The organism is Streptomyces sp. NRRL F-2664 (assembly GCF_000719345.1).
Lineage (GTDB): Bacteria > Actinomycetota > Actinomycetes > Streptomycetales > Streptomycetaceae > Streptomyces.
In genome coordinates this window covers 40,585-53,720 of the sequence record NZ_JOFX01000021.1, presented here as the reverse complement: position 1 = coordinate 53,720, position 13,136 = coordinate 40,585, and the positions used below count along the sequence as shown (strand labels likewise).

Here is a 13,136-nt window from a genome sequence, read left to right as displayed (position 1 = left end):
GTCCGCGGGTGGTCAGCCGCCGCGGAGCTCCAGCACCGACAGCGGCATCAGCGGGACGCCGACGTCCAGCAGGCGCGCCGCGGGCAGTGCCCGGCTGCCGAGCAGGCGGCGGCAGACGGACTCGGCGTGCCGCTCGGCCTCCTCCAGGGAGTCCGAGAGCAGGTAGAAGCCGAGCGTGAAGTGCTCCGCGGACTGGGGGTGCACGGCCAGGTGCTCCACCCGGTCCCTCGGGCGCAGCCCGGCTCGGGCCGCCTCGCGCAGATCGTCGGGCACTTGCACCGGAGGCACCGTCCGCAGACGGGCATGGACGAGGTACATGTCACCACCGTGGCCCCGCCGGACCCCTGCCGGACACCGATCCGGCTGGCCGCTTGTGGCCGTGGACACATCTGGCCAGACGACGCTTCTTTGAGATGATCTTTCCCATCGAAGTACCAACGGGGTGGGGGGATACACATGTTGACCGAACTGGGCCTCGACGCGAGAGCCGAGGCCGTCTACCGGGCCATGCTCATGGAACCCGGATCGGGCGTCACCGCGCTCGCCGACGCCGTGGGGATCGGCGAGCGCGACGTACGGGATGCCCTGGACCTGCTGAGCGAGCTGGCGCTGGTCCAGCCGTCGGCGGACGACAGCGGGCGGCTGCGCGCCGTCTCCCCGGACATCGGGATGGAGATCCTGATGGCCCGGGGGCAGGCGGAACTCGCGGCGCAGCAGCAGCGGTTGGAGGCGTCCCGGGCGGCCGCTGCCCGGCTGATCTCGGAGTACTCGGAGCTGCGGCCGGCCGCCAGGCACCCCGGCGTGGAGCAGCTGATCGGCCTGGACGCGGTGCGCGACCGGCTCGTCGCGCTGACCCGGGAGACGAAGGAGGAGCTGCTGGCCTTCTCGCCGGACGCCACGCTCAGCGAGTCGGCGCTGGCCGCCTCCCGCCCCCTGAACAGGACGCTGCTCGAACGGGGCGTCCGCATGCGCACCCTCTACCTGGACAGCGTGCGCAACAGCCGGCCCTCCGTCGAGCACGCGAACTGGCTCACGGAGTTGGGCGGCCAGGTCCGTACGGTGGCGTCGCTGCCGACGCGGATGCTCATCGTGGACCGTACGACGGCCCTGATCCCGGTGAGCGACGACTCCTCGGCGGGCGCGGTCGTGCTGACCGGGCACGGGATGCTGGTCGCCCTCTGCGCGCTCTTCGAGTCCACGTGGGCGACGGGGCAGCCGCTGGCGGAGGTCGCGGTCCTGGGGCCGGACGGCCTCACCGCACAGCAGTCGGCCGCGGTACGGCTGTTGGCGGACGGGCACACGGACGACGCGATCGCCAAGCGGCTGGGGGTCTCCTCGCGCACGGCCCGGCGCATCGCCAACGAGCTGATGGAACGCCTCGGGGCCCGCAGCCGCTTCGAGGCCGGCGTCCGCGCCGTCCAGCAGGGGTGGTTGCCCACCCGCGCCTGAGGCGTGTCCTTCGGATCGTGCCGGGCTGATCCGAGGGACACGCCCTGGGCCGCACGCTGTGAGCCGCTCGGCGGGACCACGGGAGTGGTCTCGTCGGGCGGCTTTCGTGTGTCCGGGGCCGGACGGCGCAGAAGGGCCGGATCCGGCCACTGTGGACTGGTCCGGCCATGGCCCGTTCGGGCCAGTCGATCTCTCTTCCGCTCGGCCCGGGCAGCGGCGAATCTTTTGCTTGTCAGCGGGGCAGCCCCCGCAGACACGCACCGAAGGCCCTGAAGCCCCCTCAACGGACGCCACCGCGGGACGTCCGAGGGCGACGGGATCAAGCCAACCGACCCTCTTCGTCTCAGGAAGGACGAACACCCCATGCGTACGGGAATCCTCAGGGCCACCGCGGTCGTCGCCCTCACCCTCGGCATCACCTCGGTCGCTCCGATGGCCTCCGCCCACGCCCCGGCCCACCCGGCCCCGGCGACCGGGACGGCCGGCCCGCCGGGCGCCCCGCTCGTCCCGGTGACCGGCCCCCGCTAGCCGGACCGGCCTCGCCGCGGGACCCGTACGAACGACCCGTAAGCAGGACCCGCACACAGGGCCCCGCACGCCCGCCGCTCCGCGCCGTGCCGCACCCCGCACCTCCGTACCACCGCACCGTCCCAGGACCGCTGTACCTGCAGGACAGCTGTCCCCCCGCCACACCGCGCACGCCGTGCGCCGCAGTACCGCCGGTCGAGCCCGCGCTCCCGGCCCCCGACCTCCTGACCCGCCAGAACCGGAGCACAGCCATGTCCCGACACCTGCCCAGAACCCGCCACGCGGCCGTAGCCGCCCTGATCGCCGGCGCCGTCGCCGCCGGCACCGTGGTCGCCGTGGACTCCGCGGCGGTCGCCGCCCCGGCGGCCGTCACCGCCGAAGCACCCGCCAACCCGGACTACGGCAGCCCCGGCCAGGGCGCCGAGGAAGCGGTCGACGGGGAGACCCGGGCGACGTCCTTCGCCGCAGCCACCACCACGAAGATCACCCGCAGCGCGGTCATCGCCCGGGCCAAGAGCTGGGTCGGCATCGGCCTGGACTACAACAGCGGCGGCCGCCACGGCGGATACCGCACGGACTGCTCCGGCTTCGTCTCGATGGCCTGGGACCTGGACTTCCAGCCGGCCACCAACACCTTCGCCTCGCGCGGCGTGACCGAGTCGATCACCAAGTCCGAACTGAAGGCGGGCGACGCCCTCCTGGACGACGACGCCAACGCCTCCGGGCACGTCGTCCTATTCGAGAAGTGGGCCAACTCCGACCGCACGCAGTACTGGGGCTTCGACTTCACCCCCAGCGGCGTCCACCACCGCATCTACGACTACCCGTACTACTCGGGCTACGGCCCCTACGAGCCCGTCCGCTACAAGAACATCGCCGACGACGTCACCACCCCGCCGGCGCCCAAGCCCGGCATGACCGATCTCGTCGCGGCCAACATCAACGGCGACGCCGTGGACGACGTGGTCGGCGTCGAGGCCTCCACCGGCAAGCTGTGGCTCTACAAGGGGGCCTCCAACGGCACGATCTCCTCGGGCAGCAGCCGCGCGGAGATAGGCAGCGGCGGCTGGAACGGCATGGCCGACCTCGCCGGCGGCGACTTCACCGGCGACCGCAAGGACGACATCGTCGCGGTCGAGGAGGCCAGCGGGAAGCTGTACCTCTACCCGGGCACCGGCAGCGGCCTCGCCCCCCGCAAGGAGATCGGCTCGGGCGGCTGGAACGGCATGGCCGAGCTGATGGGCGGCGACTTCAACGGCGACGGCAAGGCGGACATCGCAGCCGTCGAGAAGTCCACGGGCAAGCTGTGGCTCTACAAGGGCAACGGCGCGGGATCCGTGGGCGGCGGCAGCAGCCGCGTCATGATCGGCAGCGGCGGCTGGAACAGCCTGCACGACCTCGTCGGCATGGACATCGACAACGACGGCAGGACCGACGTCGTCGGCGCCGAACAGGCCAGCGGCAGGCTCTACCTCTACACCAGCAACGGCACCGGCCTGAACTCCCGTACGGAGATCGGCTCCGGCGGCTGGAACGGCATGAACGACCTCATCGGCGGCGATTTCACCTCGAACGCGAACGACGACCTCGTCGGCGTCGAGAAGGCCACCGGAAAGCTCTACCTCTACCCGGGCACCGGCACGGGTCTGGGGGCGCGCAAGGAGATCGGCTCCGGCGGCTGGTAGCCCCCGGACATCTCCCCGCTCTCCTGCGCAACCCCCCTCCCCCGACACCTTCTTTGGCACGCCTGTGCCGGTTTGGAAGCACTCCCATGTCTGTCGAGACCACCTCCACCCTCTCCCGCTTCATGTCCCGCCGGGTCCGCATCGCGACCGGTCTGGTCTGCGCCACCGTCGCCGCCGTGGCCCTCTCCGCCGGCGGGGCGAACGCCGACGGCGGCCCGGAGGACCCGCACGGCGACATGACCGAGCTGACTGCGGCCGACCTCGGCCTGCCCGAGAGCACGCAGATGACCGCCATGGCGGCCACCGCCGGCGATGACCGCCCGGACTTCCAGATGCCGTTCAAGTGCGGCGAGACCTGGCAGGGCGCCTCCCGCCCCCACCACAGCCCCACCGCCAACGCGATCGACTGGACGCAGGGCGGCTCGACCGTCAACTCCCCGGTCGTGGCGAGCGCCGACGGCGTCGTGTCCAAGGTGAGGGACCTGGGCGGCTCCAGCTACGGCAAGTACGTGGTCATCAACCACGGCGGCGGCTGGTCCACCGTCTACGCCCACCTCAACGGCTTCAACACCTCCACCGGTGCCACGGTCAAGGCCGGACAGCAGATCGGCATCGTCGGCAGCACCGGCAACTCCTCCGGCGCCCACCTCCACTACGAGCAGCGCCACGACCTGGTCGACCGGACCACCGTCTTCAACGGCACCGCCTTCAGCGGCACCGGATCCTGGTCCAAGTCGCTGACCAGCAAGAACTGTGAGACCAAGGCTCCCGAGCCGAAGCCCGAAGGCCCCGGTGACGGGGGTGCCGGCTCCACCGGCATGGTCGACCTGGCCTCGGCCGACCTCAACGGCGACAACGTGGTCGACATCGCGGCCGTGGAAGCGTCCACCGGCAAGCTGTGGCTCTACAAGGGCGCCTCCAACGGCACCATCGCCTCCGGCAGCAACCGCGTCCTGATCGGCTCGGGCGGCTGGAACGGCATGACCAACCTGACCGGCGGCGACTTCACCGGCGACGGCAAGGACGACATCGCCGCGGTCGAGGAGTCCACCGGCAAGCTGTGGCTCTACAAGGGCGCCGACAACTCCACGATCTCCTCCGGCGGCGCCCGCGTCCTGATCGGTTCGGGCGGCTGGAACGGCATGTCGAACCTGACCGCCCTGAACCTCAACGGCGACAAGATCGCCGACCTGGCGGCCGTCGAGAAGTCCACCGGCAAGCTGTACCTCTACCCGGGCAACGGCACCGGCCTGAACGCCCGCAAGGAGATCGGCTCCGGCGGCTGGAACGGCATGTCGAACCTCACCGGCATGGACCTCAACAACAGCGGCCGTCAGGACCTCGTCGCGGTGGAGAAGTCCACGGGCAAGCTCTTCATGTACCCGGGTGACAGGGGCTACCTCAGCCCGCGCATCCTGATCGGCTCGGGCGGCTGGAACGGCATGTCCGACCTGGTCGGCGGCGACCTGCTGAACTCGCAGCTCTCGGACGACCTGATCGCCGTGCAGAACTCCACCGGCAAGCTCTTCCTCTACCCCGGCACCGGAGCCGGCGGTCTCGGCGCCCGCAAGGAGATCGGCACCGGCGGCTGGTAAATCCCCGGAGACGACCCACTGAAGTGCAGACATGTGAGGCGGCCCGTCCCTGCAGGACGGGCCGCCTCACGGCGTTCTGCGCAGGGTCAGCCGGCCAGCGGCCAGGCGCGCACGGTCTCGTAGCGGGGCTGCTCGCCCGGCACCCCACCGACGGGCAGGTTGCTGCGGACCAGGCAGAGCGTGTCCACCTGCCAGGCGGTGCCCTCGAAGTCCGCGAGGGCGTCCAGGTACGGGCGCAGGGGCGCGGCGGTGCCCCGGCCGTGGCTGCGCGCCAGCGTGAGGTGCGGGGTGTAGCGGCGGTGCTGCTCCATGGGGACCCCGGCCCGCCGTGCGGCGGCGTCGGCCCGCTCGGCGAGCAGGCGCAGGGCGGGGAGGTCCCCGGCGGCCCCGGCCCACAGGGCGCGGTCGCCGAAGTGCCCGCAACAGTGCAGGCGCAGCGCGAAGGGCGCCGTGCGATGGGCGGCCCGTTCCAGGCGCGCGTACAGCTCGGGGAGCACGTCGTCGCGCACCTCGCCCATGAAGGCGAGCGTGAAGTGCCATCCGGCTTGCGCGGTCCAGGTCAACCGGTCGTCACGGAGCGGCTGTAGCGCCTCCCGCAGCTCGGCGACGGCAGCCTCGGGCGGGAGGACGGCGGCGAACAGTCTCATGCGGTGAGGGTATGCCGTGCGGGCCGCCGGTGCGGGGGGCTCCGCCCCGGCACCGGCAGCGCCGGCGGCTTCCCGGGGCACACCCCCCGCCCTAAGCCACCGTCACCAGTTCGCGGGGGCGCGAGACGGCCGGGACGAAGGCCACCCCGTGCCGGCCGACCCGCAACCGGAGGTTGCCGACCCGGGCCAGGACCACGGCGATCGCGACGGACGCGGCCAGGGAGATCAGCGCACCGGAGGCCATGCCGATGCGTGCGCCGTAGGTGTCCGTGATCCAGCCGAGCAGCGGGGCGCCCAGCGGCGTGCCGCCGGTGAAGACCATCATGTAGAGGGCCATGACCCGGCCCCGCATCTCGGGGTCGGTGGCCATCTGCACGCTGGAGTTGGCGGTGACGTTGACCGTCAGGCCGAAGACGCCGATGGGCACGAGGAGCGCGGCGAACAGCCAGAAGCCGGGCGCGAAGGCCGTCACGAGCAGCAGTACGGAGAACAGTGCGGCCGCGGCCACCAGCAGCCGCAGGCGGGAGTGTCCGCGCCGGGCCGCCAGCAGGGCGCCCGCGAGGGAGCCGGCCGCGATCAGGGTGTTGAAGAGTCCGTAGGTGCCCGCGTCGCCGTGGAAGACGTCGCTGACGAACGCCGACAGCCAGATCGGGAAGTTGAACCCGAAGGTGCCGATGAAGCCGACGAGCACGATCGGCCAGACCAGCTCGGGCCGGCCGGCGACGTAGCGCAGGCCTTCGCGCAGCTGGCCCTTGGCGCGGGGTCGGGGCTCGACCGGGTGCAGTTCCTTCGTCCGCATCATCAGCAGGCCGGCGACGGGCGCGGCGAAGGACAGGCCGTTGAGCAGGAACGCCCAGCCGGAGCCGACGGCGGTGATCAGTACGCCGGCGATGGCCGGGCCGACCAGCCGCGCGGACTGGAAGTTGGCCGAGTTGAGGCTGACGGCGTTGGCGACCTGGTCCTTGCCGACCATTTCGGGGACGAAGGTCTGGCGGGCCGGGTTGTCCACGACGGTGATCAGGCCGAGCAGGAGGGCGGCGAGGTAGACGTGCCAGACCTGGACGTGGCCCGCCAGGGTGAGCGCGGCGAGGGCGATGCCGGTCAGGCCCATCGCGCTCTGGGTGGCGAGGAGCAGGGGCCGCTTGGGCAGCCGGTCGGCGAGTACGCCCCCGTAGAGGCCGAACACCAGCATCGGAAGGAACTGCAGGGCGATGGTGATGCCGACGGCGGAGGCGGAGCCGGTCAGGGAGAGGACCAGCCAGTCCTGGGCGATGCGCTGCATCCAGGTGCCGGTGTTCGAGACGACCTGGCCGGTCGCGAAGAGCCGGTAGTTCCGGATCCTCAGCGAGCCGAACATGGAGTTCCTGCTCGCGGTCGCCACGGTCGCGCCGGGGGCCGCGGATGCGGCCGGTGGTGCGGCGGTAGTAGGGGTGGATATGTGGCCGGGTGCGGAGTCTGCTCCGTTTCCCGTACTCAAAAGCGTTCGCCTCCTGGCGTCGTTCCTACAGGTGCGCGAGCTTCTCCAGGACGGGTGCGGCCGCGCGCAGCTTGGCCCATTCGTCCTCGGTCAGCTCTGCCGCGAGCCCGGCCAGGAAGGCGTTGCGCTTGCGGCGGCTCTCTTCGAGCATCGCTTCGGCCTCCTCCGTCTGGCGGACCACCTTCTGGCGGCGGTCGTCGGGGTGCGGTTCCAGCGTGACCAGTCCCTTGGCTTCCAGCAACGCGACGATGCGCGTCATGGAGGGCGGCTGGACGTGCTCCCGCCGCGCCAGCTCGCCGGGTGTGGCCTGGCCGCAGCGGGCGAGGGTGCCGAGGACCGACATCTCGGTCGGGCTCAGCGACTCGTCGACGCGCTGGTGCTTCAGGCGCCGCCCCAGCCGCATGACGGCGGAGCGGAGGTCGTTCACGGCGGCAGCATCGTCGCCATGGGAGAGGTCGGGCATGTACTTAGAATAACTCATTACTCTCGCTAAGGAACACCGGGTTTCCCGGCCATGCGCGGGGTCACTCAAACGGGTGAGTCGGCGGCCGAAAGCGACCCGCGTGCGCCCCCTGTGCCCCGACTCTTTCGCCATGGGGACACATGTGCTGAGCATGCGCATAGACGGGGAGCTCCTCGACAGGCTCCGGATCCATGCCGCCAAACGCGGAATGAGCGTCCAGGACTATGTGGTCCGGACGCTCATTCGCGACGACTTCGACGAGCGCTTCAAGGCGGCCGTCGACGAGACGGAGAAGTTCTACGGGCTGACGTGAGCCCGCCCGGCCTTCTGCAGCACCCTTCAGCCGAGACCGAGCGCGGGCATCGCGTAGTAGAAGACGAAGACCGCCGAGACGACGTACATGGCGGTCGGGACCTCGCGGCCCCGGCCGGTCGCCAGGCGCAGCACGCTGAAGGCGATGAAGCCGATGCCGATGCCGTTGGTGATCGAGTACGTGAAGGGCATCATCACCATGGCCAGGAAGGCCGGGACGGCGATGGTGAAGTCGCTCCAGTCGATGTCCTTGACCGAGCCCGCCAGGATCAGGAAGCCGACCGCGACCAGCGCGGGCGTGGCCGCCTGCGACGGCACCATGGTCGCCAGCGGGGTGAGGAACAGCGCCACGCCGAAGAGCGCGCCGGTGACGATGTTCGCCAGGCCCGTACGGGCACCCTCGCCGACGCCGGCGGTCGACTCCACGAAGCAGGTGGTGGCCGAGGACGAGGTCGCGCCGCCCGAGGCGACGGCGAGCCCGTCGACGAAGAGGACCCGGTTGATGCCGGGGAACTCGCCCGAGGTCCTGTCGATCAGCTTGGCCTCGTCGCCGACGCCCAGGATCGTGCCCATCGCGTCGAAGAAGCAGGACAGCAGCACGGTGAAGACGAAGAGGATGCCGGTGAGCACGCCGACCTTCGCGAAGCCGCCGAACAGGCTGACCTGGCCGACGAGCCCGAAGTCGGGTGCGGCCACCGGGTTGCCGGGCCAGGCCGGGACGGTCAGGCCCCAGCGGGAGTCGGGCAGGTCGGCGACGAGCTGGACGACGACCGCGACGAGCGTCATGGCGACGATCGAGATCAGGATCGCGCCGGGGACCTTGCGGATCAGCAGCGCGAGGGTGAGCAGGGTGCCGATGGCGAAGATCAGCACCGGCCAGCCGTCGAGGTGACCGTTGCCGCCGAGCTGCAGCGGGACCGTGGTGTGCGCGGCGTCCGGGATGCGGGAGACGAAGCCGGAGTCGACGAGGCCGATCAGCATGATGAACAGGCCGATGCCGATCGCGATGCCCTTGCGCAGGCCCTGCGGGACGGCGGTCATGACGCGCTCGCGCAGGCCGGTGGCGACCAGCAGCATCACGACGAAGCCGGCCAGGACCACCATGCCCATCGCGTCGGGCCAGCTCATGCGCGGGGCGAGCTGGAGGGCCACGACGGTGTTCACGCCGAGGCCGGCGGCCAGCGCGATCGGGACGTTGCCGATGACGCCCATGAGGAGGGTGGTGAAGGCGGCCGTCAGGACGGTGGCCGTCACGAGCTGGCCGCTGTCGAGCTGGTGGCCGTACATGTCCTTCGCGCTGCCCAGGATGATCGGGTTCAGCACGATGATGTACGCCATGGCGAAGAAGGTCGCGAAACCGCCGCGGACCTCGCGGGCCACGGTGGAACCGCGCTCGGAGATCTTGAAGTGGCGGTCCAGCCCGCCGGAGGGCTCCCGGGGGGAAGGCTCCGAGGAGGCGGGGGCGGGGGCCGGGGTGCTCATACGGTCCTCATTGGTGGTTCATACGAAGAAAATGGGCCGCGCCCAAACCGTTTCAGTATGAACAGATCAGAGAAGGGCCGTCCATCTCCGCGCGTAGACCGCGTGGGCCGTGCAGACCGCATGGCCGCGGCCGCGGGCGGCCGCCCCGGAGGGGCGTTCCGGCGCCCGCTTAAACTTGCGACATGGCGAAATGGATTGCGAAGTACGAGGCGCCCGAACCTCTGGAGGGTCCCGTCGTCGCGACGGTCACGGGCGGCACGATCCTGTGGTTCGCCCTCTTCGTGGTCCAGCTGCCGTTCTACGGATGGTTCGCGGACCGCGGCCAGCTGTGGTGGGTCTGGACCTGTGCGGCCGGCGGCTTCCTCGGCCTGATCGGCATCTGGTACGTCCGCGGCCGCGACGCGGCGCTCAAGCGGCACGCCGCGGCGGCCGCAGCCGCCGCCGCTGCCGCCCAGGGGCGGCCGGAGCCGGGCGGGGCCGGGCCGTCGTAACCGCGGGTCGGGGGGCGGCGGGGCGACGGGTCCTCCTCGGGGACGATCCGGGTCATCCCGAAGTCGGTTCTTCGGGCTTCTCGGCGGGTGAAGCCCCACGACCCCGCTTACCGTCGAAACCATGACGGAGCGGGCGAGGGCAGAGCAGGACGGGCGGGAGCCGGGCGGCGGCGGGCCCGGTACGGCCATCGACGCCGGGGCCGAGCTGGACCCGGTGCACCCCGTGCGGCCGCCGGCGCCCCGGTTCAAGCCGGGCGGGCTGACCACCGCGGAGGTCGCCGAACGCGTGGCCCGCGGAGACGTCAACGACGTCCCCGTGCGCTCCTCCCGCTCCACCGTCGACATCGTCCGCGGCAACGTCTTCACCCGGTTCAACGCGATCATCGGCGTCCTGTGGGTGATCATGCTCTGCGTCGCGCCGATCCAGGACAGCCTCTTCGGCTTCGTGATCATCGCCAACACCGGTATCGGCATCATCCAGGAACTGCGCGCCAAGAAGACCCTCGACAGCCTCGCCCTCATCGGCGAGGCCAGACCCAGCGTGCGCCGCGACGGCCGTACCGCGGAGATCTCCACCTCCGAGATCGTCCTGGGGGACGTCGTCGAACTCGGCCCCGGCGACAAGGTCGTCGTGGACGGGTGCGTGGGCGAGGTCGACGGCCTGGAGGTCGACGAGTCCCTGCTCACCGGCGAGGCCGACCCGGTCCTGAAGAAGCCCGGCGACCAGGTCATGTCCGGCTCCTTCGTGTGCGCGGGCGGCGGCGCGTTCACCGCCACCAAGGTCGGCCGCGAGGCCTACGCCGCCCAGTTGGCCGAGGAGGCCTCCCGGTTCACCCTCGTCCACTCCGAGCTGCGGTCCGGGATCTCCACCATCCTCAAGTACGTCACGTGGATGATGATCCCGACCTCCATCGGCCTGATCATCAGCCAGCTGGTCGTCAAGGAGGACGACCTCGACGACGCCATCGCCCGGACCGTCGGCGGGATCGTCCCGATGATCCCCGAGGGGCTCGTCCTGCTCACCTCCGTCGCCTTCGCCATCGGCGTCATCCGCCTGGGCCGCAAGCAGTGCCTCGTGCAGGAGCTGCCCGCCATCGAGGGCCTCGCCCGCGTCGACGTCGTCTGCCTGGACAAGACCGGCACCCTCACCGAGGGCGGAATGGACGTCACCGAGCTCCGGCCGCTCGGCGGCGCGGACCCCGCGTACGTCCAGAAGGTGCTCGGCGCCCTCGGCGAGTCGGACCCGCGCCCCAACGCCAGCCTCCAGGCGATCGTCGACGCCTACCCCGACAGCGCCGACTGGCGGTGCACCGAGTCCCTGCCGTTCTCCTCGGCCCGCAAGTACAGCGGCGCCAGCTTCAGCGAGGGCGACGGCGAGAACACCACCTGGCTGCTCGGTGCCCCCGACGTCCTCCTGCCCGCCGGGGACCCCGCCCTCGACGAGATCAACGAGCTCAACGAACAGGGCCTGCGGGTCCTGCTGCTGGCGCGCTCCGCCCGCGAACTGGACGACGAGGCCGTCGCCACCGGCGTCCGGCCGACCGCCCTCGTCGTACTCGAACAGCGGCTTCGGCCCGACGCCGCCGACACGCTGCGCTACTTCGAGGACCAGGACGTCAGGGCCAAGGTCATCTCCGGCGACAACGCGGTCTCCGTCGGCGCGGTCGCCGGCAAACTGGGCCTGCCCGGTGCGCAGAACACCGTCGACGCCCGCAAGCTGCCCGCCGAACGGTCGGCGATGGCCGAGGTCCTCGACGGCAACTCCGTCTTCGGGCGCGTGACCCCGCAGCAGAAGCGGGACATGGTCGGCGCCCTCCAGTCCAGGGGCCACACGGTCGCCATGACCGGCGACGGCGTCAACGACGTGCTCGCCCTCAAGGACGCCGACATCGGCGTCTCCATGGGCTCCGGCTCCGAAGCCACCCGCGCCGTCGCGCAGATCGTCCTGCTCAACAACAGCTTCTCCACCCTCCCGTCGGTGGTCGCCGAAGGCCGCCGGGTCATCGGCAACATCACACGCGTGGCGACCCTCTTCCTCACCAAGACCGTCTACTCGGTGCTGCTGGCCATCCTGGTGGTCTGCTCGCAGGTCGAGTACCCGTTCCTGCCGCGCCACCTGACACTGCTGTCCACCCTCACCATCGGCATCCCGGCCTTCTTCCTGGCGCTGGCCCCGAACAAGGAGCGCGCGCAACCGCACTTCGTGCGGCGGGTGATGCGCTACGCGATCCCCGGCGGCGTCATCGCGGCGACGGCCACCTTCGCCACGTACCTGATCGCCCGCCACCACTACACGGGCCCCGAAGCCCTACCCGCGGAGACCAGCGCGGCGACGCTGACGCTGTTCCTCACCTCGATGTGGGTCCTGGCGATCATCGCCCGCCCGTACACCTGGTGGCGGGTCGCCCTGGTGGGCGCGATGGGCGGCGGCTTCCTGGTCGTCCTGATCGTGCCGTGGCTCCAGGACTTCTTCCAGCTCAAGCTGGTGGGAACCACGATGCCGTGGACCGCGGTGGCGATCGCGGCGGTCGCCGCGACCCTCATCGAGTTCGTCTTCCGCCGGGTCGACCGCACCATCCCGGCCTGACGGCCTAGGCCAGACCGTCCTCCTGCAAGCCGGTCAGGACGGCCCGGCCCAGGGTCTGGACCGCGGACAGGGGGCGGACCATCACCGTGAACTCCTTGATCCGGCCCGCCCCGTCGAAGTGCAGCATGTCGATGCCGTGGACCTCCTTGCCGTCCACGGTGGCCCGGAACGGCAGGACCGAGGCCGGGCCCGCGGTGCCGTCCCGGCCGGTCTCGGTCGCACCGTCGAAGTGACCGACGTAGCGCAGGTCCTCGAAGACGCGCAGCAGGACCCCGAAGAGGCCCAGCACCATCGGCCTGCCCTCGAAGGGGCGGAACTTCACCGGGCTGTACAGCCGGATGTCCTCGGTGAACAGGTCCTCCAGCGCGGCGAGGTCCCGTTCCTCCACGGCGGCACGGAAGCGTTCGGCGGTCTCCACGA

At 71.2% G+C, this 13,136-nt stretch carries 13 protein-coding genes; 7 read left to right on the top strand and 6 right to left on the bottom strand.

From position 1 onward, the window contains the following. Positions 1-12 precede the first annotated feature (12 nt). Entirely contained in the window at positions 13-318 is a 306-nt protein-coding gene (locus IF89_RS0119525) for a hypothetical protein (protein ID WP_030769395.1), read from the bottom strand. A 138-nt stretch (positions 319-456) separates the two neighbouring features. On the opposite strand from IF89_RS0119525, the gene IF89_RS0119520 reads away from it, so the two are divergent. From IF89_RS0119520 to IF89_RS40855, 4 genes are all read left to right on the top strand, one after another. Further along, on the top strand, positions 457-1,449 hold the full coding sequence (locus IF89_RS0119520) for a helix-turn-helix transcriptional regulator (RefSeq protein ID WP_030769392.1): 993 nt from the start codon (positions 457-459) through the stop codon (positions 1,447-1,449). 363 nt (positions 1,450-1,812) lie between these two features. Further along, positions 1,813-1,977: a hypothetical protein gene (locus IF89_RS46035; RefSeq protein WP_158717891.1), complete on the top strand. Its 165-nt coding sequence runs from the start codon at positions 1,813-1,815 to the stop codon at positions 1,975-1,977. Between the two features lie 251 nt (positions 1,978-2,228). Further along, a complete protein-coding gene (locus IF89_RS40860) occupies positions 2,229-3,662 on the top strand; it encodes an FG-GAP repeat domain-containing protein (protein WP_051807285.1) in 1,434 nt (477 codons plus the stop codon). An 86-nt stretch (positions 3,663-3,748) separates the two neighbouring features. Beyond that, positions 3,749-5,257, top strand: a complete 1,509-nt coding sequence (locus tag IF89_RS40855; RefSeq protein ID WP_051807284.1) for a peptidoglycan DD-metalloendopeptidase family protein — start codon at positions 3,749-3,751, stop codon at positions 5,255-5,257. Positions 5,258-5,343: 86 nt separating this feature from the next. Here the strand turns inward: IF89_RS40855 and thpR are convergent, their stop codons facing one another. From thpR to IF89_RS0119490, 3 genes are all read right to left on the bottom strand, one after another. Beyond that, on the bottom strand, positions 5,344-5,904 hold the full coding sequence (gene thpR, locus IF89_RS0119500; RefSeq protein ID WP_030769385.1) for an RNA 2',3'-cyclic phosphodiesterase: 561 nt from the start codon (positions 5,902-5,904) through the stop codon (positions 5,344-5,346). A gap of 91 nt (positions 5,905-5,995) precedes the next feature. After that, positions 5,996-7,381, bottom strand: a complete 1,386-nt coding sequence (locus IF89_RS0119495) for an MFS transporter (RefSeq protein ID WP_078628403.1) — start codon at positions 7,379-7,381, stop codon at positions 5,996-5,998. 25 nt (positions 7,382-7,406) lie between these two features. Further along, positions 7,407-7,844 (bottom strand): MarR family winged helix-turn-helix transcriptional regulator, encoded by a 438-nt coding sequence (locus IF89_RS0119490; protein WP_030662370.1) that lies wholly within the window; start codon positions 7,842-7,844, stop codon positions 7,407-7,409. Between the two features lie 130 nt (positions 7,845-7,974). Between IF89_RS0119490 and IF89_RS0119485 the strand changes: the two genes are divergently transcribed. Beyond that, positions 7,975-8,157, top strand: a complete 183-nt coding sequence (locus IF89_RS0119485) for a hypothetical protein (RefSeq protein WP_030010567.1) — start codon at positions 7,975-7,977, stop codon at positions 8,155-8,157. A 26-nt stretch (positions 8,158-8,183) separates the two neighbouring features. Here IF89_RS0119485 and IF89_RS0119480 read toward each other — a convergent pair whose 3' ends face one another. Continuing rightward, on the bottom strand, positions 8,184-9,638 hold the full coding sequence (locus tag IF89_RS0119480) for an NCS2 family permease (protein ID WP_030769379.1): 1,455 nt from the start codon (positions 9,636-9,638) through the stop codon (positions 8,184-8,186). 182 nt (positions 9,639-9,820) lie between these two features. Between IF89_RS0119480 and IF89_RS0119475 the strand changes: the two genes are divergently transcribed. Further along, positions 9,821-10,129, top strand: a complete 309-nt coding sequence (locus IF89_RS0119475) for a DUF2530 domain-containing protein (RefSeq protein WP_030769376.1) — start codon at positions 9,821-9,823, stop codon at positions 10,127-10,129. 121 nt (positions 10,130-10,250) lie between these two features. Continuing rightward, positions 10,251-12,716, top strand: a complete 2,466-nt coding sequence (locus tag IF89_RS0119470) for a cation-translocating P-type ATPase (protein WP_030769373.1) — start codon at positions 10,251-10,253, stop codon at positions 12,714-12,716. 4 nt (positions 12,717-12,720) lie between these two features. Here the strand turns inward: IF89_RS0119470 and IF89_RS0119465 are convergent, their stop codons facing one another. Beyond that, positions 12,721-13,134, bottom strand: coding sequence for a nuclear transport factor 2 family protein (locus IF89_RS0119465; RefSeq protein ID WP_030769370.1), 414 nt, complete (start codon positions 13,132-13,134; stop codon positions 12,721-12,723). Between the last annotated feature and the right edge of the window lie 2 nt (positions 13,135-13,136).